Source organism: Xanthomonas arboricola (assembly GCF_003353015.1).
Taxonomy (GTDB): Bacteria; Pseudomonadota; Gammaproteobacteria; order Xanthomonadales; family Xanthomonadaceae; genus Xanthomonas; species Xanthomonas arboricola_E.
In genome coordinates this window covers 370968-390357 of the sequence record NZ_QREM01000001.1, presented here as the reverse complement: position 1 = coordinate 390357, position 19390 = coordinate 370968, and the positions used below count along the sequence as shown (strand labels likewise).

19 protein-coding genes and 3 pseudogenes are annotated in these 19390 nt (G+C 59.7%); 7 read left to right on the top strand and 15 right to left on the bottom strand.

Features of this window, described 5'->3' with window-relative positions; genetic code table 11:
* The first annotated feature begins 24 nt into the window (after positions 1-24).
* Both C0541_RS01795 and C0541_RS01790 read left to right on the top strand, forming a co-directional pair.
* Complete coding sequence (locus C0541_RS01795) at positions 25-711, top strand: lasso peptide biosynthesis B2 protein (protein ID WP_115045423.1); 687 nt, start codon at positions 25-27, stop codon at positions 709-711.
* The gene (locus tag C0541_RS01790) at positions 711-2441 is read left to right on the top strand and encodes an asparagine synthase C-terminal domain-containing protein (protein ID WP_115045422.1); all 1731 of its coding nucleotides are present in this window, start codon (positions 711-713) and stop codon (positions 2439-2441) included. Before C0541_RS01795 ends, C0541_RS01790 begins: the two co-directional genes overlap by 1 nt.
* Here the strand turns inward: C0541_RS01790 and C0541_RS01785 are convergent.
* The 12 genes and pseudogenes from C0541_RS01785 to C0541_RS21625 all read right to left on the bottom strand — a co-directional run bounded on the left by C0541_RS01785 (position 2438) and on the right by C0541_RS21625 (position 13533).
* Positions 2438-4534 carry an Atxe2 family lasso peptide isopeptidase gene (locus C0541_RS01785; RefSeq protein WP_238601237.1) on the bottom strand — a complete coding sequence of 699 codons (2097 nt, stop codon included), beginning with the start codon at positions 4532-4534 and terminating at the stop codon, positions 2438-2440. The two genes, C0541_RS01790 and C0541_RS01785, sit on opposite strands and share 4 nt — an antisense overlap.
* A gap of 56 nt (positions 4535-4590) precedes the next feature.
* The gene (locus tag C0541_RS01780; RefSeq protein WP_238601236.1) at positions 4591-6921 is read right to left on the bottom strand and encodes a TonB-dependent receptor plug domain-containing protein; all 2331 of its coding nucleotides are present in this window, start codon (positions 6919-6921) and stop codon (positions 4591-4593) included.
* Between the two features lie 277 nt (positions 6922-7198).
* Entirely contained in the window at positions 7199-7519 is a 321-nt protein-coding gene (locus tag C0541_RS01775) for a DUF4880 domain-containing protein (RefSeq protein ID WP_104649276.1), read from the bottom strand.
* 94 nt (positions 7520-7613) lie between these two features.
* Positions 7614-8186 carry an RNA polymerase sigma factor gene (locus tag C0541_RS01770; RefSeq protein ID WP_232087916.1) on the bottom strand — a complete coding sequence of 191 codons (573 nt, stop codon included), beginning with the start codon at positions 8184-8186 and terminating at the stop codon, positions 7614-7616.
* 465 nt (positions 8187-8651) lie between these two features.
* Complete coding sequence (locus C0541_RS01765) at positions 8652-9068, bottom strand: hypothetical protein (protein WP_238601235.1); 417 nt, start codon at positions 9066-9068, stop codon at positions 8652-8654.
* 217 nt (positions 9069-9285) lie between these two features.
* Entirely contained in the window at positions 9286-9669 is a 384-nt protein-coding gene (locus C0541_RS01760) for a hypothetical protein (protein WP_153064941.1), read from the bottom strand.
* A gap of 311 nt (positions 9670-9980) precedes the next feature.
* Positions 9981-10322, bottom strand: a complete 342-nt coding sequence (locus C0541_RS01755) for a hypothetical protein (protein WP_115045419.1) — start codon at positions 10320-10322, stop codon at positions 9981-9983.
* 225 nt (positions 10323-10547) lie between these two features.
* The gene (locus C0541_RS21235; RefSeq protein WP_238601247.1) at positions 10548-11354 is read right to left on the bottom strand and encodes a peptidoglycan-binding domain-containing protein; all 807 of its coding nucleotides are present in this window, start codon (positions 11352-11354) and stop codon (positions 10548-10550) included.
* A gap of 1141 nt (positions 11355-12495) precedes the next feature.
* A complete protein-coding gene (locus C0541_RS20845) occupies positions 12496-12627 on the bottom strand; it encodes a SymE family type I addiction module toxin (RefSeq protein ID WP_161959826.1) in 132 nt (43 codons plus the stop codon).
* Positions 12606-12941: pseudogene (locus C0541_RS01740) on the bottom strand (SymE family type I addiction module toxin); the annotation flags it as partial. The gene C0541_RS20845 and the pseudogene C0541_RS01740, both read right to left, overlap by 22 nt.
* Positions 12942-13063: 122 nt before the next feature.
* A pseudogene (locus C0541_RS21630) lies at positions 13064-13147 on the bottom strand (SymE family type I addiction module toxin); the annotation flags it as partial.
* Entirely contained in the window at positions 13144-13533 is a 390-nt protein-coding gene (locus C0541_RS21625; protein WP_429001323.1) for a hypothetical protein, read from the bottom strand. The gene C0541_RS21625 and the pseudogene C0541_RS21630, both read right to left, overlap by 4 nt.
* Positions 13534-13732: 199 nt before the next feature.
* Between C0541_RS21625 and C0541_RS01725 the strand changes: the two genes are divergently transcribed.
* From C0541_RS01725 to C0541_RS20610, 3 genes are all read left to right on the top strand, one after another.
* A complete protein-coding gene (locus C0541_RS01725; RefSeq protein ID WP_115045416.1) occupies positions 13733-14458 on the top strand; it encodes a hypothetical protein in 726 nt (241 codons plus the stop codon).
* A 118-nt stretch (positions 14459-14576) separates the two neighbouring features.
* On the top strand, positions 14577-15155 hold the full coding sequence (locus tag C0541_RS20615; protein ID WP_153064940.1) for a hypothetical protein: 579 nt from the start codon (positions 14577-14579) through the stop codon (positions 15153-15155).
* Between the two features lie 110 nt (positions 15156-15265).
* Positions 15266-15763 (top strand): hypothetical protein, encoded by a 498-nt coding sequence (locus tag C0541_RS20610; RefSeq protein ID WP_153064939.1) that lies wholly within the window; start codon positions 15266-15268, stop codon positions 15761-15763.
* A 145-nt stretch (positions 15764-15908) separates the two neighbouring features.
* On the opposite strand, the gene C0541_RS01720 is transcribed toward C0541_RS20610, so the two are convergent.
* Entirely contained in the window at positions 15909-16112 is a 204-nt protein-coding gene (locus tag C0541_RS01720; protein WP_115045415.1) for a hypothetical protein, read from the bottom strand.
* Positions 16113-16427: 315 nt separating this feature from the next.
* On the opposite strand from C0541_RS01720, the gene C0541_RS01715 reads away from it, so the two are divergent.
* Positions 16428-16733: a hypothetical protein gene (locus tag C0541_RS01715; protein ID WP_193725836.1), complete on the top strand. Its 306-nt coding sequence runs from the start codon at positions 16428-16430 to the stop codon at positions 16731-16733.
* Positions 16734-16753: 20 nt separating this feature from the next.
* Complete coding sequence (locus C0541_RS01710) at positions 16754-17626, top strand: hypothetical protein (protein WP_115045413.1); 873 nt, start codon at positions 16754-16756, stop codon at positions 17624-17626.
* Between the two features lie 719 nt (positions 17627-18345).
* On the opposite strand, the gene C0541_RS20605 is transcribed toward C0541_RS01710, so the two are convergent.
* Both C0541_RS20605 and C0541_RS21620 read right to left on the bottom strand, forming a co-directional pair.
* Positions 18346-18807 carry a hypothetical protein gene (locus C0541_RS20605; RefSeq protein WP_153064938.1) on the bottom strand — a complete coding sequence of 154 codons (462 nt, stop codon included), beginning with the start codon at positions 18805-18807 and terminating at the stop codon, positions 18346-18348.
* Positions 18808-19076: 269 nt separating this feature from the next.
* Positions 19077-19222: pseudogene (locus C0541_RS21620) on the bottom strand (IS4 family transposase); the annotation flags it as partial.
* Positions 19223-19390 lie beyond the last annotated feature (168 nt).

Below are 19390 nucleotides of genomic sequence, written 5' to 3'. Positions count from 1 at the left end.
TTTTTCTTCACTGAGGACGTCCAGATGCCCGTCTACCTCAGCCGTCACGTCTCGTATTGCCTGATCGACAATCAGCCCCTATTTCTCGACACCCTGAAAGACCATTATTTCCAGCTTCCGGCGGCGCTGGAGGCGGCGTTCCTTGCGCACGTCCAGGGTGATCGGTCAGCGAGCAGCGCGGTGACCAGGCTGGTCGCATTGGACGTGCTTGCCGAGGCCGACGCCGGTGGTGGAAACCTGGCGCCCACGTTTGCAGCCGCACCTGACCATAGCGCGATCGAAAGCGCAGGGATCAACGTGCATGCCGGCCTCCGCACGACACTGGACGTTGCCGGTACCGTGTTCGCAACGTGGCGACAGCTCAAACGCTTCCCCCTGCACACCGTCCTGGAGGCAACGTCGGCATATCGCGAGCGGCACCTTACAGGCCGGATAACGGCCGCCCTGCCCCCAGCGCAGGTGGACCTGGGGCTGCGTGAAGCAGCCGAGGCATTCCGGCACGCGCGCCTGCGCATCCCCTGCGCAACCCGCTGTCTTCCAGATGCGATTTCACTCATCCGGTTCCTTGCACGCCGGGGCTTGCACGCCAATCTTGTCTTCGGCGTCATGGTCAATCCACTTTCTGCGCACTGTTGGGTACAGGCGCATCGCACCGTACTGAGCGACACCGTCGGCAATGCCCGTGCCCACACTCCAATCCTGGTGGTGTGATGGCTTACAGATACTTCATGTCTATTGGCGCGCAGGACGACGACGCACAACATGCCTATCACCAGCTCGGCGTACCTGACCTACAGGAGCGCTGGCGAACACCCGGATACGTGTTGTACGCAAGCGATCAAACGCCTGTTCTCCCACTGGGGGATGCAGGCCTCATCATTGGCCATGTATTTAATCGGCACGGCGCCCGGTTGACGCATGCCAGCCAGCTTGCCTGCTGCGCACGCGCCGATGGCTTGCGCAGACACATCGTGGAGCACTACTGGGGCGCTTACCTGCTTGTCCTGGCAGACGATACGGGTAGCAAGGGAATCAGCATCCTGCGCGACCCGGAAGGCGGAATGCCTTGCCTGCACGCATTGCAGCACGACACGGGCTTTGTGACCTCCGACGTGGAGCTGGCAGTGCACATCGGGCGTTACCAAAAGCAGGTCGATTGGCAGTCCATGGCACACCGCCTGATCTATCCGGACATCAAGACCGCTTGCACCGGATTATGTGGCCTGAAGGAACTGCTTCCCGGTACGTGGATCGCGGCGTCACGCGCGCAGCAGGCGCCAGGCATCGCCTGGCGTCCATGGGATTTTGCGAGTGATGCCACGTACGACGTCGCACCTGCGGTAGCCGCAGCAGCAATCCGGACATCGGTCGAGATGGTGGTCAAGACCTGGGCGGCGACCGACCGCGATGTGTTGCTGGAACTTTCGGGGGGGCTGGATTCGTCCGTTGTCGGCGCCTGCCTGAAACAGAGCCAGGCCAATATCACTTGTTGCACGCTGGTGACCCCGGTGCCGGGCGCAGACGAGCGCCGGTACGCCAGTCAGATCTCGGCACTACTGGGGCTGCCGCTGCACGCCGACGTCCTGGACTTGCAGCCTGACAAGCACGATTTCAGGCTGCCATACGCGATCGCGACCCCACGGGTCGGGATGCTGCAAAACGCTACCGATACCCGCATGCGGCAGATGCTGCAGCAGCATGGCGCAACCAGCTTTTTCTCTGGCGGCGGGGGCGACACGGTGTTCTGCTACCTGATGACCGCGGCACCGGCAGTGGATGCGCTACGTGGCAAGGGGCTGGGAACAGCCTGGCGATCGGTGGGTGATCTGGCCGAGTTGCATCAATGCACCCTGTGGAGGGCGGCATGGCTAACCCTGCGCAAGCAACTGCGTCAGCCCAAGTCGCCCTATCACGCGACGCACGACTTCATTCATCCGCGTCATACCGCATGCCGGCCGCAGCAGCATCCGTGGCTGAGCGCACCTGCCAACGCACTGCCTGGCGACCGTGAGCGCATCTATGCTTTGGCAACGACGCAGGTGTACAGGGATTCTGCGCCGCGTGGGTGGCATGCGCACCTGCGTCTGCCGCTGCTGTCCCAGCCGGTGATGGAGGCGGCACTGCGAATCCCCAGCTGGATGTGGATCGAGGGCGGGCAGAACCGCGCCGTGGCGCGGCGGGCATTTGCCGATCTGCTGCCGGCTGATGTCCTCGCGCGCCGCAGCAAGGGCGCATTCACCGGTTACGTCGGCGCACTGTATGCAAGGCACAGGCAGCAGCTGCAAGCCTACCTCCTTGATGGTCAGCTTCATGCGCACGGTTTCCTGGACGAACAGGCCCTGCAGCAGTTCTTCGCGCAGCCACTGGCGCCACGCGATCGCCGGCTCGGTCGCGTGCTGGACTTGTGCGCGGTCGAGAATTGGGTCCGGCAGCAGGGCTAGGGCGTTGCCGCTGCGCCTGGCTGCGCTGCCGTTGTTGCACGCATCGCGCGCCAGGCCACGTACTGCGCTGCCTTGCCAGGATCCGGGTCTTCCACGTCCTGCAACCAGAAGCGAAACCAGTCCACGTTACGTGTGTACACCGCCAGCTTGTGCCGTGGCTGAAATTTCTGGTGTGCTTCGTTGGGATAGACATACAGGTCTGCCCGCCCTTCCCAAATCAATGGCCCAGCATAGTCGAGCGTGTGCAGGTACTCCTGCTCCGGCAGTTGCATCAGCACAGGTGCATGGATGCGCTCCAGGTTGAAGACAGGCGACAGCCGCCGCCATTGTTCGGGCGTTTCCTCCGGCGCCCCCAGCTGCCAGTAGGTACGCAACCGCGAAACGAAGGCCTTCCCCGACATACGCATCAAGGTATAGGCAAGCGGCGAGAACGCGATGCTGCTGACCGATGCCGCCGCAAGCACGTCCGAGCGCATCGCCATCCAGTACGTCATTTCGGTTCCGTAACTCAAACCGCCCATGCCTACCCGGTGGCGGTCGATATCGCCGCGTGCCGCCAGCACATCCACCACACGTTCGATGCAGGAGCGGCCGATTTCAAAGCGCGTGATCGCATCCTGGTCGCTTGCCGGCGCATTGATGCACAGTGCAGAGATCCCAAGACCTGCCAGCGTCGCCAATGGCCACTCATCCCCGACACCGCCACGTACAAAGCCGGTGCAGCGGTAATAGGTGATGAACAGCGCCGACGGACGCGTGCCGCCCCGTGCTGGGTAGTACAGGCCATTGAACCTACGTCCCTGCGCATCGGTCCAGCGCAGCCGCTCGATCGGCACATTGGCCATCTCTGCCGCAAGCGCCGCGTTCGGGTCGAAGAGTACCGTGCGCTGTCTGGAAGCCAGGTCGATCCGTTCCAGGCGCGGTGGGCGGCCGGCATCTGCAGCCACGCAGACCGCTGCATTGGCCGACACCCCGCAGGGCGCAGGCGCTGCGCGACCGCCGTTGAGCAGCCCATTCGTCTTCACGACCAGCCTGACCTGGTCAGCCTCCACGTTCCACTCGTAGAGCGACTGCGCCTGACTATCGTCCGGGTCCGTGGTAGTGAACAACACCGCGGTGCGGCCCGGCCGCCAGATCACCTCGGTGATCGGCTTGCCGGTGCATAGCGCTGCGCGGCAACTCACGCGTCTGCGTGGCTGTGCATCCAGCAACGCAGACAAGGCCACGTCCGGCCTCGGCCCCACACCGTCCCAGGCGACCACATGCGTCAGCAGCGCCACGTTGCCAGTAAGCGCGTCGCGGGCCTGTTTCCACGGGTGCAGATCGGCCACTTGCCGGTCCGCTTCCGCAGGATCCGCCGGAATATCGTTGGCTGCCGATTCGCTGACCTGCCCGCTGACAAGATCCACGGTCTTCCAGTGCACGGGCAGCTGCGACAGCAACGGCGCGCGGATCACGTCGCTGCCGTACAGGCGCTGGGTGGTCCAACGCTCGTCCAGATAGCCCGACCGGAACAGCCCCTGCCCGATCGGGATGGTCTGGTCGATGCGGATACCGGCGTCGTATTCGCCCAGCGCCGCTGCCTCCACCGCATCACGCGTCGCTCCCACACTGTAGAACAGGCGCCGGCCATCCGCGCTGAGCTGGAAGCCGCGCACATCTGCAGCGTCGGAAGTCACCGCTTGCGCAGCAGAACCATCGGCGGCTACGCGCCAGACATCCACACGTCCATGCAGTAATGCGCGGTAATAGAGATGGCGGCCATCGCGCGCCCAGACCGCTGCTGCAGGGACCAGCGACGCGCCGTCGGATTCGCGCTGCAGGTGTCCGCCTTCGCCCACCTTGCGCGCTGGCCCGGCGCCGTCGGCGCGTTGCACATACCACACCGTGTCATAGGTGTTGCGCTCGACGGAGGCCTGCTCCACCCGGAAGGCCACCAGGCTGCCATCCGGCGACAACACCGGATGACTGATATCCGCCACTTCCAACAGCTGCCGCGGGGACACGGCCTGCGCTTGCACCGCAGCCGCCAGCAGCAGCCCCAACACACCTGGCACGTTGCTGCGCCAGATGCTCGATCTTGTTGCACCCATCTCCCGCTCCTCCCAACGCTTCCGGGACGCTGTGAGTTTTGTCCTCACCAACGCGCTCACCAGTGCTTGGCAACAGTGATACTGGCAAAGCGCCCCACTGCCGAATAGTTGGTGGAGTCGTACGGCACGTCCGTGATCGCTGCTGGCGTGTACAACGGCGGCGCCCTGTCCAGCAAGTTCTGCACTGTCAGCGCAACCTCGACACCGTTCGCAGCCCCTTCCCCGGCAAGGGCGTACTGCAGCGACAGATCGAAGGTGGTGAACGAGGCGGTGTCCTGGTCGGTCACCCTGTACGTCACACCGTCGGTGTAGTTGGCGAACGCCGAGCCGGTGAATCCACCCTGCGCCCAGACAGCACCTGCCCGGCCACGTACCTTCGCCGGATAGAACAAGGTGCCGGCCAGATCGAATGCCGCTTGCGCCGACGTATTCTGCTGGGCGCTGTCGAGCCAACTCGCCGCACCGCGCAGCGTGAGCCGGCCCTCGCCCACATCCACCCGGTAAGCGCCGCTGAGGTCCACTCCCTTGATGCGTTGTGTTCTTGCATTGGCATATTCGCCACGCCCGATCGCCACCACCGACGCAGGGTCATACGGCCGGCCGGTCCAGTTGAAGAAGCCATCGTCATAGATCGCGAGCAAGCGCGCCTGGCCCTGTGCCGTCGGTGAGAACTGCAGAAACTCCGCCACCGCCGGGTCGCTGAGCACCTGGCCGAACGACGCAAACGGTTGCACCACGCGCGCGCGGTAATCGATGTCGAACCACGTCAGCTCCGCTTCCAGGCCCGGCATACGCTCAGGGTGAAACGCCAGCGAGACGGATTGGGTAATGGCGCGCTCCGGGCCGAGCGCAGGGTTGCTGCCCCACGACAGCAGTACCGTCTGCCCAGGCCCATAGCCGGTGCCGCCGATCATTGCCGGCGGCACCAGATAGGCCACCAGATTGCCGTAGCGCTCATTGAGCGTGGGCGCCTTGAACGAGCGACCCCAGGAGACCTTCAGCGTCAGGTCGCGACTCGGCCCGTAGATCACGCCGAGCTTGGGCGTGGTGACCTGGCCGAAGCTGTCGTAGTGCTCGGTGCGCGCAGCGGCGGTCAACTCCAAACGCTGTGCCAGCGGCATGCCGGCATCGGCACCCAGCAGCGGCACGCTGGCCTCGACATACGCAAAGCGGCTGCTGTCTTCGCTACGTGTCTGCGCGCCCGTCAGCAGATTGCGGTTGACCAGCGAGTTGCTGCGGTAGCCCGCGCCCACCGCCAGCCGCGCGTCCCCTGCCGGCAATGACAGCACCGGCCCCTCTGCACTGAGCTCATAACTGCGGCCGTCGTTGCAGCGACATGCACCGGTCACCAGGCGCGTTGCACCGGTGGCGGTGGTCACCATCCACGCCCGTGCCTGGTTCTCGTCCTGGGCGCGGCTGGCGCCGACCTGCAGGCGCCAGTCGTGCGGCAAACCGATCTCCAGCGACGGTGCCACCAGCCAGGCGACGGTGTCGGAACGCTGGTCGAAGTACGCGCCGGTGGCAGTCTGGTAGGAACGTTGGTCGCGATCGCTGCGCAACGCATCCAGCCGCAGCTCCACATCCGGCCCCAGTGCCTGGTGCGCGCTCAGCAGCGCGCTACGGACGCCTCCGCCGGGATACAGCAAAAAAGGTCGCGGCATGTGCTGGGTATAGCTGCGTTGCTGCACGCCGATGGGGTCCACGTTGGTATACCGGTAACTTGCGATCAGGCCACCGCTGTCCCAGACCGTACCGGCCGTTGCGTCGTACTCGCGTATGGTGAGCCCGCCGTCGCTGGCGCGACCATAGCGCGTACTCACCGTCGCGCCTTGCATGTCGCGCTTGAGGATGACGTTGCCAACACCGGCCACCGCATCGGAGCCGTAGATGGCAGACGCACCGTCGGCGACGATCTCCACACGCTCCACGGCGGCCACCGGAATCGCACTGATATCCACCGCCTGCATCTGCCCCCCATACGCAAGCCGCCGCCCGTTGAGCAGCGTCAAGGTGGCATCAGGGCCGATACCGCGCAGGTTGAGTCCCGAACCACCGCCGGCATCCTGGTTGTAGATGTTCCCCGTCCCCGTCGCGGTCACCACACCCGGGTTCTGCCCGCCACCAAAGTTCTGCGGCAGGCTGCGGATCACCTCGCCCAGATCGGCGAAGCCTTCCTCGCGAATACGCTCGCTACCGACGGTGACTACCGGTGACGGTGTCGTGCCGCCACGGATCCGGGTGCCAGTGACCTCGATGCGGTCCAGTGCCGTCGCAGCGTCATCACCGCGCTGCGCATCCGCTTCCACCGCTCGGGTTTGCACGCGTTGCGTGGTCGTGTGTTCCTGCGCCTCAAGGTTGTGCAGCGACAGCAGCGAGACAACCACCACTGCCAGCCTGCTGCGTGCATGATCAAAACCGACACCGCTCCCCGTTACTGCCCGTCGTGCGTGCATGTGCATCCTTCGCGTCCTGGGCGCGGCACCATCGCCATTGCGTCCCCCGACAACAAGTGATGTTGCGCAAGCGCAATGCCCTACCAGCAACGTGTGCAACATGCAGGCAGCGCTGCAACAGAGCGCACATTCAATGGTCTATGCAACTCGCAGTGCTGTGTGCTGTGTGCTGTGTGCTGTGTGCTGTGTGCTGTGTGCTGCGTGCACGCTACTACCTCAGCACGTGATGCACCGCATAGCCGATCGCGGCAAGCAGCAGTGCCACCAGCAACCACCGGGGCCAGCGACAACGTCGACCGGAGGGCGGCGTGAGCAGCTCCAGGTCGCGTGCAGTGGCGGCCTGCAACTCGGGATCATCCAGCAGCGCCGACGCGTGTGCGTCCACCTCGAGCAGCTGCTGGTAGGCCGCATGGTGGCGCGGGTCGGCAGCCAGCCATGCCTCACGCGCGGCGCGCTCGGCCGCGTTCTCGCGCCCGCGTCGCACGAGATAGGCGGCCGCCTGCGCGTGGATGCGCTCGGACTCTGCTCGCATGGCTGGTGACTCCTGGCGGGCGGTCTCCCTGCGCCCTCGCGCACGATGCTACCAGCATCTTCCGGCGGCGCCAGCCAGCCGCCACGCAGGCCGGTCACTGCGGCAACTCCCCCACGGCTGCACGACACGCCAGCAGCGCACGGCTGATGTGCTTCTCCACCATCTTGATGGAGATGCCCATCTTTGCAGCGATCTGCGGATAGGTGAGCCCGTCGAACCGGCTGAGCTTGAACGCAAGCCGGCACTTCGGCGGCAGCTCGAGCAAGGTGCGCTTGAGCAGCACATCCAGCGTCTGGCGCGCCTCGGCGATCTCGTCCACGCCGGCCTCGTCGGCCCTGATCGGCGCCACCTGATCCAGCGACACGTGCTGCGCCGCCAGCCGCCGCTGACGTGAGCGCCGCAGCTCGATCACCAGATTGTGCGCAATGCGATACATCAGCAACCGGCGGTCGCCGATGTTGGGCGCATCGCGGTACACCATCATCCGCGAGAAGGTCTCCTGCGCCAGGTCTGCAGCCGTCTCGGCATCACGCGTACGGCGGCGCAGGTACACCAACAGCTCAGGATGCAGTGCGGCCAGCGCCTGGTCGAACTCGGCACGCAGGCGCTCCCTTTCCCCAAGCGACAGCTGGCCGCGCGCGGCTGGCGGCCCATCACGCGAGCTCATCGTGATCGCCGCGCCTTCGACCGAGTGCCGCTGCCCACCAACGCCCCCACGCATCTTGCGACACGACGCACCAGCGCCATGCGCGCGCAAGGGTCGTGCAAGTGGATCTGAACATGAGCAGTGCAGCCAAAAGATGGAGAGTGGGTGGTGGGCACCGCACCCCGAACCGCAGCCCCACCTCTTCCTCTATGACGGCAAGCGATGCTAACCCCCTACGTTTTGCGCGTTAGTCAGCCTCCGTCGCGATCACCACGCACTCCACGCCTGGTCGCTGCAAGCACAGTCCTGCCCGCGGCATCGCGCGGTTACAACGCTTTTCCCCGCGCACTCCATGCAAGGCAAGCAGCAAAGCGGCACGCTGCAGCAGTTGCAGACAACGAATACGCCGCTTGCTGCGAAGCGTGCACCAGGCCAATGCATGTGCTCACCTGACGACTGGCGCGTGCCCGCAACGTCGACCACTACTCAGCTTCTGTATGCCGCCTTTTGAAACTCGACGGGCCAGTGAGCGCCCGGATACTTCTTCTTGATCAAGATGCGATCGGACGGCGTGACACAGCTGTCTTGCAGCGAATTTGCCACATGTGACTCATCCACGAAGAACTCTTCGTAAGGCAAGGGCAGCACGGACGTCTCCGTACCGCGATCGAACTTCAGCAACAGCCTGTCATCACGCTCGAAGCACAGCCGCTTCCACGCGAAATCGGTCAGCCCTCCGGCTTCGATCACAGCCGAATCTTTGCCGGCCAGTAGCGCCACAACATGCTCGGAAAACCGCTCCTCGGAAATCGGCGGCTCGGTCTTGGCGCATCCCGCAAAGGCGGTAGTGACCACTCCGCTCGACACCAAGATAAGCCACTGGCGGAAGTCAGCGAATTGCATGGCATGCCTCCTTACTGCGGCAAACCTTTATTGTGCTGAAAATACCTGGCGCATGTACCCTCAGCTGGACGTCGCTGCTCATTGATGACTACATCAGAAGTCGCTGACAAGGACATGCTTCTTCGACGCTGCCTACCTCAATCGCTAACCTGTCGTTGTCTAGCAGCCATGCACAACCGTCGTGCCACCTTACCGACAAGTGACTGCACCGGTTGAATCAAATCTTGCTGATGGTGATGTAGCTCACGTGCAACTGGTCTTCGGTTAGGCCAATGATCACCCGTGTCGTACCGACCCGCAGCAACCTGTAGGCCCTTGAGCCAGGTGCATCTGGATGCGGTGGGTATGGAAATGCATCTGTCCAGGCCTCATCATTGAAGAACACGCGGGATGGCCAGACCTCCATCACCAGGGTTGTTCGTGATCGATCTTCTTGCGCACTCCGGAGCTCGATATTACGTATGGCGATATCTGCCAAAAGGCCATTACTACCGACTCGTACAGCCATCCCATCTCGTGCCTGGATGGGACCAAGCGTTGTCTTCAGCAGAGACTCGAGCGCTGCAACATCTTTAAAGTCCATGGCAACCAGGCGATCCACGTCTCGCCTGAGCCGCCTCATGACCGCGGCCGAATCGGATGCCCCGGTGCCTTCGGGCTCTGCGATAACTTGCTGAAAGATCGGAGTTGCGAAAACAGGAGTTGCAAGAACCGTACAGGCCGCTACCGATGCCAACAGTGACAGGCACCCTGCACGCCCCCCGCTACATTTGGCAAATCTCGCCAGCCCAATCCCACGCACCCAGATAAAAATCGTGTCCCTCCCTCCATTCTGGATGTCTCCGGCATAACTAGCACCCCCGCGAGCAAGCTCCCTGACTCGTTGATTCCCTAGGCACGGCACTGCGTCCATCATCGGCGTCGACATTCGGCTTTGATCGCCATCAGCTGCTCCCCGTCCTGCGACCTGTTTTGTTCGACCAGCATTTCATCAACAGGGAACAAGTCGGCGTCGCCGTTGGCTGACGTACCGACTTGCTCACCGATTCGCCAGCGCAGGCCACGGCCCCGGCGCTCCAATCGGACTAGATACGTTTCTTCGTTTCTACTGCTGGTCGCAACCAACACCGCAACATCCCCGACCACCAGTCCCCGAATCGAACGCGGCGCGCCTTCGTCAACCTGAGACAGATCCGCACGCATGCCCATGAAACGGCCGCAGAGACGATCGCCTTCCTGCACCAGCAGCAACATAAATCCGCCGCACTCAATGCCTGGCCGCGAGGAGTTACACCATCTGGACGACCACACGCCTTGAAATCGAGCAGCTTGGGACGACGCCAACGCTGTAGGAATCGATAGGCATATGACCATAAAGACTATTGAAGCAATGCCGACTGTCATCCTGCTAGTCATGCGAACGCTCACTGCAAGTCAGACCGTTTGATAAAACAACGCAGGGCATGACACCCCAATCTTTCACACCATACGGTGCTGCGGAGCGATCGATTGCTCACGCTGCTGCTCCTGCTGCTGGGAGTGCTGCTGACGCTGCGTCTCGTTCAAGGCCTGCAACTGCGCCAGAGACTGCTCGACCGGCTGTGCAATCGCGTCGTTGGTCTTCATGTGCGCCATCTTGTGAGCCGGATCGTTCAACGCGCCTTCCACAACAAAGACGTTTTCACCCTGTCGCACGGACTTGTTGTTCTCGCTCAGCACGACATGATCGATTCGCGACAGCCCGTTCTCTTTTGCAAGATATGCGCTGCTTGCAGCCAGCCGAGCACTGTTGTCGTCGTAATCTCGACCGAGGCCTTGCTCGAGGCGGCGAACGGCTTCTTCTGCTTGGCGATGGAGAGGATCTTGCGCGGGCGCAGAACCTTGGATATTTCGATAGGTCGGCGCTGCGTTGTGATCGTCTCTATTGATCTCCGGCGGAAATATACGCGGAGCGATTTGCTGCAATGTCGCAGAATCGATATCTCCCGTTGGGGAGAGGCCACGGGCTTGCTGGTAGTTGATGACAGCCGGCTGCATTGAGAGACGGTACACACCATCCTCCTGAAGCGGCTGGTTATCTGCGCCTCGAAATCCCTCAGCATTCAATGTGCGCTGCACCTGCCGCACGATTTCAGACGATTCGCCTATCCGGATGGTGCCGTCGTCCACAACTGGCCTTGGTTCGATGCCACCAATCCGTGTCTGGGCATCAACCGATAGACGCCCGCTCGCGAGGTCTTCCATGTAGTTTTCGGATTGCTGGTAGTAACGCGTATCCATCTCCATATGGACATGCTTACCGGCGTTAGGCAGCCCCTTGTTGCTCTGCGTACCGAGCGACTGACCGTATTCCACGCTGTCTCCTACCGAAACACCGACTGGGTCCAGATGCAAGATGCGCGCGACCAATTCGCCGCCTTTGCGATCGTAGATATCTACGGCGCCAAACCGGTCGGCATCAACACGGGCTATGTAGCCTGCCACAGGCGAAGGCACATCAACGGCACGAACGTTGGCGCCACCTGGCGGGATCCGGCTATCTTCAAGCATGAAATCTTTGGTCAATAGCACCTGATCCGCGCCCAGAGCGCTGGAAGGTCCGCCGTCAGTTCTCTGAGTCTCCAGCTCCTGAATTTCCCCGCCAATCACACCGTAAGACCGGGTACGCGGGTTTTCGACATTGACAGGAATGCCGTCCACCACTTGAGCACGCGCATTTGCCCCGGGATGATGAGTGACCAAACCCTCGAAATCTTCGACACGCTGATTGCCGAGCCTGGGACTATGAAACTGCTGCAGCCTGTACGGCGCAGGTTGAACGACATTCCCGCCTTCATCTGCCATGACGTCTCTCCTTGATCATGTCAAACCTTGCTCAATTATTTACACCGACGATACTGCTTGACTGATTCACCGTCGGAAATCACTAGATGCTCGCCCTTCAAAATGTACAAGTCATCAGTTCTTATATCTGGCGCAATATCCGACTTGGCGGAAACAACCCAGGCGTGCGGGCCGGTGGAAACAAGCTTGATTGCTACCGGAACCTCCTCGTGCTCGTACCCACGCAGCCGGGTCTTCTCGATGCGTATGGGCGAATCAGAATCAGGATTCAAGGGTAGCTTGCACGATTGTGGCCCCAGATCCCACATCCCCTGGAGTTCTGTGGGATATGCAATGGAGTGCCGCGCCTTGGTGGCTGACACCGCACTGCAGCTAGGCAATAGAAGGGAAACTGAAAGGAACGCAGTCAAAATCCGCATACTTACCTCTACTCGATGGTCATGGTCGGCGCGCAAGCCTGATAGAGGGCGCGTGACCACTATACCTAAGCACTAATCAAGCAAACACATCATTACGCAGCACGCGTCTTATGCCTCTGGGCGGATTGTCTTGCATGCTGCGTGGGCGACATCTAGCACCGCGGCTACAGCGGCACCTCCACCGGCGGCAACACCTCCATCAACAGCTGCCCCGCGCTGGCGGTGATGCGCAGCTTGGTGCCGATGGCAAAGCCCAGTTGTTCCAGCCATAGGCCGCTGAGGCGGACGTGGGGCACGTGCTGGTCGCNTCCATCAACAGCTGCCCCGCGCTGGCGGTGATGCGCAGCTTGGTGCCGATGGCAAAGCCCAGTTGTTCCAGCCATAGGCCGCTGAGGCGGACGTGGGGCACGTGCTGGTCGCCGGCGTGGTCGTGGGCACCGGGGTAATGGGTGTAGCTGACGGTGCATTGGCGCGGGCGGCGGGCGCGGCGGGGTGCGCGCAGCGTGCCGGGGCCTTGCGGAGAGGCGTCCGGGTCGGGTGGCAGCATCGGTGGCAGCTTGGTGCGGTCGGGCTCCACAACCACCCACTGCANGTGTAGCTGACGGTGCATTGGCGCGGGCGGCGGGCGCGGCGGGGTGCGCGCAGCGTGCCGGGGCCTTGCGGAGAGGCGTCCGGGTCGGGTGGCAGCATCGGTGGCAGCTTGGTGCGGTCGGGCTCCACAACCACCCACTGCAACCGCTTGGGCGGCGCGGGGCGCGTGCGGGTGCGGGCGGGTCGTGCGCTGGCAGATGCCGTAGGTGGGCGGCGGCGTGTCATGGCGCCTCCCGGTGGTGGTTGGTGGATGCGGCGACGCGCTGCTGCAACGCCACGGCCCTACGTGCGAACCGGCGGCGCGAGGTGTGCGGCAACACACCGAGCTGGCGACTCAGCTGATGCGCGGGATGGTCTCTCGCCTGCTCAATAGCTGTGCTTGCGGCGCGCCGGCGCAGTACCTCGCCCACATCCCAATGCAGGCGGTGAGCGGAGGCTGGCAACAGATCAACCGGTACAGGTGCCGGCATGGATGGTGCGGTAGACATGGCAACGCCCTCCTGGAACAACCCAAGAACCGCCGCCAACGGCGACGGGATGTCGGGAGGTTCGAAACCGCTAAGAGCCGGCGGGNGGCTTGTACCTGCAGGATGCAGGCACAAAAAACCCACCGGTTTGACGGAGGTGGGTACCGCTCTTAGAGGAGTTTCGACGCTCCTTGGGCTTAGATTGCGAGTGCAGGGCGTGGCGTGTCAATAGCAGCTCCGGCGAGATCCGATACAGCTATACGCGTAGCTGGCGCAAGCCCACGCGCTACGGAATACTAAGCAAGGTGCCTGGGCGATGAAGCCGCTAGCCAAAGGAAGCATAATGAGTTCAGTGGAAGAAGCAGCTGGCGCAACCAGCAGCGAAACAAGCGACGAAGCCATGATGCTTCCTGACCTGAGTTTTTCATCGCTCTCTGCAGCGATGGCACGCTACTCACAGGTGACTGGGGAAAGCCGTGCCGGCCCGGTTGAGCGCTGGAGCTTCGCAATTGGCCTCATGGGTGCCGCTGTTGGAATGGTGTTCGGAACACTACTGGAAGGCAAGGCTGCGTTCTATTGGGCAGCAACCGGGCTGGCGGTTGAGTTGATCGGCTTCCTGGTCTCTGTGGTGCTATTTGTCAAACGTGAGCTACCAAGCTTTCGCCGTCCCTACACTGAGCATGCGAATCAGATGGAGCAAGAGTTTCACCAATATCACGCCATCGTGGCTGCACTAAGAACGTTTCCGCTTGAACAGCGACGTCGACGCGAGGCCTTCATGCGCGACCGGCGCACCAACATGCACGAACGCCTGGGGTTGTTTACGGGTGGCATGGAGAAGCTAGGGATCATGCCTGTTCTACTTGCACTCTATCTCCAGCTAAAAGACTGGCGTTGGGGCGATTGGACGGTACTGGGCAAGATCACAATGATGCAAGGCGTGTTCGCTTTCCTTCTCTTGTTCGCATATGGGATGTCCTGGCATCTCATCCGGCTACGCGTTCGCGTGCAGTCCTATGAGCAGTTACTTGCTGAAGCAAATAGGCAAGATAGCGCCAACGTACAATAAGAACATCTCTTTCCAACTGCCGTACGCACCGCAGACACCAAGTCACATGAGAGGATGTGCATACACCGCCTACTGAAGATTGCATTTAAACCACGTATAAAAAAAAAAGGGTAAATATATGAACACACGATTGACCATGTTGTGCTTCATGTTTTTAGCAGTGATTGGAGTCAGCAATGCGAAAGATTACAACCCAAAGAAGCTGTCTACTTCAGTGATGAAAGAGGAGTACGAGCTGCGGAGCCCTTACGTCGCCAAGGCCTCTTCATGGGGCCATAGTTTCACCTACACACTAAGGCCCGGCATCTACACGCGCACCTTCGAATTGAAAGACGGCTTTATCCTGATTGGTCAAGATAAGAGCTTTGAGCAGTCCGCATTTTGGGAGCACCGCAACAAACCAGCATGGACTGAGCGCCACGAATATCAGGGCGCGATATTTGTTTATAAAGACCTTAAACGGGGAGCAAGACCGTTGTTTTTTGTCCCCAACTATCTTGGCAACGGGCTCGATTCAAATACAGCTCAAGGCATTGCCCAGCGTACTGTAACAGGCAGTACGGGGGCATCTGCGGCCGGAGGCGCCTTGGGCGGAATTATCGTAAATTCAATTATTGCCAGCCGAACCGGAAAAATATCAACAGTAGATGGACTTAATGAAGACCCGACACTTCGCAGTCTACTAGCAATTAAATAAATCCTTTCTTCATTGCACTGGACAAGCCCGGTACCTGATAAATGCGCAATAGTAAATTTTTTCTAGCACTGATTGTAAGCATCATATCTCTCAATGGATGTGCCGTCGTCATGAAGTCAGACTACCAACCTCATGCAGCCGAGCCTACAGCCGATGTGCGCCTCATTGCCGACTCAGATTCAACTGGGATGATGGGCAGGCATTACAGCGTACTACTGTCACGAGACAATATGTGCATGCGCGGCAGGATGGTCGAGCTCGGCGGAAAGCTCATCGCTGAGGCTCATGAGGAACTACCTGCCGTTGCTATTCCTGCAACAGGTCCGATTTCTCTTGCCGTCATATACCGCGAGGGAAGATTTGGGCAGCAACGTTCTTGTGCAAACGTTGTAAGTTTTGCTCCCCTGCCCGGACATAGCTACAACGTTAGCTTTAGGGTCACAGATCAATCGATGCGTTGCGCAATATTAGCCACAGACAGCCAGCATGGCGTCCTGAATAGCCTGCCATCGGATAATTGCATTGTTCAACGAGGCCAGGGAGGAACTCCTGTTCCAAATGGCACCGCTTTGATTACGCAAACCAAGATCCAATTCATCAGAGACTAGCCTCACTTACTGAGGAAACCCCGTCGGCATGCGACCTAGCCTCGGGACAGTAACTACTCTGTGTGTCGTCAAAGAAGGAGAATGGAAGCAATTGGTCCGACGTCGAACCCACCTTTGCGCTTCCCTAGCCACATAAGCAATTGGCCTACTTGTTCGCCTGACCGCCGACCCGGCTGGGTATCTCTGATCCAGCTGCCCAGCCGATCTGGCCCAGCGCGGGCACTCCGCACTGACGCCACATCTCTTTTGGCTTGCGCTTGACAATGACCCAATTGAGCGATTCAACGCCTACCGTGCCCTGCGCGGTGAAACCCTGCGCGGCGAACTGCTCGCCAGCATCCGCCGTCATCTACAGCAGCAGCGATCCCTGGGCCACGATGCCTTCCGCACGATGTCGAAGCCAAGATCTGCCGCTTTGCTGGCGTCAGGCCTGCTTATTGGCCAAGCAAGCCGAGCGCCATGACTTATAAGTGAACCTGCCCCATCACTTCTGCTTAAATATCTTACCCCCTCCTCTGTTCCGTCTCTAGCTTGTCGAAGTACCGGGTGATAACGTGCAGGACGGATCCCATACTTGGGCATGAACGTGGATATAAAGAGTAGACTGATTTTTGCTAAGGGATTATTAGCACTATCAACCTTGACTGCCTGTGCAGGAGGAAACATGCGCTCTGATTACAAGAAGAATGATGTTCAGCCGGTCAAGCTCGAAAAAGCGGGCAACTCACTCCAAATCACCTACCACATGCCTGCAGAAAGTCTGTTTTATTCTCCCGGCGTTGATTTCGTGAATGATGGCGGCGTATTGCGTATCGCCATCCGCAGATGTGGCATCAAAGAGAAGTGTGATGCCATGGCGAAGGCTGCCTTGCCACCCGCTGAGCCTTGGACACCGAAGGTCACCGTACCGTACGGGGGCGAAAAGGTCGTACTGGTCTACGCAGACACCGAAGAGACGTTGACTCCATAATTCAATCAAGGAGCGATGCAATGGGCACCGAACCGGCTAATGAGCGCGTTGTGCTTGGAATACACAGCAATGGCGGACAGGGCGGCCTGACTGACGGCCATGCCTGGATTACGGTCAAGCGAGGCGATTCGCCTACGGAATACTATGGATTGTGGCCCGACAACCATCCGATGGTGAAGGATAACGGGGCTGGCACCGACATCCGTTCCGGAATGGAAAAGGGACAGCGTTCTGATGCCGACCGCTACTACGAACTCTCACCAGCTCAAACCAAAGCTCTCGACCAGTCGCTTCGCGAGAATGTCACCTGGGAGCTAAATAACAATTGTTCGTCGTGGGCTAGCGAAACTGTGTCTCGCGTCACCGGAAAGCAGATTGACGCAGGTACATGGCTACCCACCGTGGAAACGCCCAACGCGTTGATTGACACTATTCGCGAGCTGGAGTCTCGACAGCCGACGTCCCCAACCGAGCCTGAAATGAATGAACCTGCGCGCGAAGGACGATCAAGCAACTCACTTGGGAAGGTCGAGCCATCGGAAGAACGTAACGGTCCTTCGGCTAGGGCAATGACTGATCCAGACCATGCTGGAAATCGTCTTTTCGCTGGACTACGAGAAGGGCTGCCTCAGCATATATCCGATGAACGGGTCGCCTTCGCTGCTCAGCGTGCACACGAGGCCGGAATCAATGACATGTCGAAGGTGGGTCGGGTCATTGAGCGGGAAGGCGACGTGTTCGTCGTCGGCACGACTCCTGGGTTCCGCGCCTCGGTACTAGCTGGCGAGCAGCCTCCCACCATCGAACATTCCAGTACAGCGCTTGCCCAGCAGGCTGCTGCGCAGCCTTCAATGGAGCCACAGGCTCAGAGCATGAGCCCCCGAATGGTTTAGCGAACTGATAGGACCAACCCGGTGCGGACACTCCGCACTGACGCCACACCCCGTTGGGTTGCGCTTGGCAACGACCAGGTTGAGCGATCCAGCGCCTATCGCGCCCTTCTCGATGAAATCCTGTCCGGCGGCCTGCTCGCCAGCACCGCTTTGCAAGCGTCAGGCCCGCGGATCGGTCACGCAAATCGCTCGACCGACTCATAAGTTGTCCTGACCCCCTTACTGGATTCGTTGATTGCACCAAATCTCTATTCAAACTTAAATTAACTACCCCCATCTCACAGCATATCAAATGAGCTCTTCGAACCAATATAGCCCTTCGGCCGCCGTAAAAAACTGGAAAGCTGAGATTATTCGTGGCTTGAAATATTGCAAGGAGAACGGATGGCTCCTTAGCGGCGGAATTGCCTTACTAGCTGCGATTAGTGTTTTCAACTACTCGGTGCGCGAGAACGTACCTATTAACCTTATATCCGTATCAGTCATAACGTCACTCCCTGCAATTTTTGCGGCTGTCGCTTGCACAATTATCTTACTATTAAGCTGCGTCCTGCTACCCACCGCTATTATTTTCATACCACCAATTGCAGGACGCCCTACATCAATAGTTAGAATGCTTAGCGACAAACCAAAGTTTCGGATCAAAGCAAGGATAAATTTATTTTTGGCACTTCTAGTACCCACTACAACAACTTCAATAATAATATTTTTTTTAGCTACTACGACAACGCGGAAAGCTCGCTGTTCGGCCTTGCTGTTTTCTCTTCTATCATTCTCTCGACCACTTCATTCATTAGAATTATAAGCGGGAAAGGAAATAGATTTTTTCCGCATATATCTCTTGATTTTTTAGCTGTTTCGATAGCGGCGTCGTTGATCCAGATTCTTACTTGGCTACCCGTTCTAAAATTTTCATTATTTTTTGTCACAGACGAAAAAAATTGGATGACGGGATTTATTCTAGTTTCTATTTTGGCAGATTTAACTCTCACACTCCTACAAACCTTCGCAGCAGGAGGGGTATCACGACTACTTGCCAGCTCAAAGCCTCTAAACCATCTATCCTTAACAATTGCCGCCATCATCGTAGCAATGTGCGCATTTCCTCCAACTGGATCAATGTTGGCTGGATTTGTAATGCAATCGATGGCTTCAGGCGCCCGCAGCTGCGTGGTAATCAAGTGGTCTAAATCAGGGCTTGAAGATCCTACGCTCCCATCACAACGCGACAAGAAAAGCAGTATCGCCCTCAAACTGATGGCAGTGGATGGAAGCGATTACCTCGCCAGAGCAAATAATTCTAAGCAGAAGGAGATTCAACGAATTCCTATCTCTTCAGTTCGCTCTATCTACGAGTGCCCCTCCAACAACCCGAACAACGAAAACTAATAATACCCCGACCGTAACGGATTGAGGCTAACGGAATCAAGTTCTAAGGTATCCACGCGTTCTACAGCACAAGCGTCATCTGCGCGTGCACTGCTTCGGGCAGTGTGCGCAAGCGCTCCGCCAACGTGATACCGGTTCCACCAGCCAGCGTCTGGTCAACGTCTCGCGGCCGACGCGACGTCCCCCCGTCCTGAGTAGTGGGCGGGTCTAGAGTCCGGTGCTGATGTGACCCACCCCCGATCCCAGGGCCATTAGCTAATAGAGCTTTCGGCCTGATGTCGACTCCCCTTAATTCAATGCCAGCCAAAACTAGAGGTCTGCGGTTGATGTTGATCACGGAACTCGGCGGGTGTTAGCCCGCCCAGGCTGTCGTGC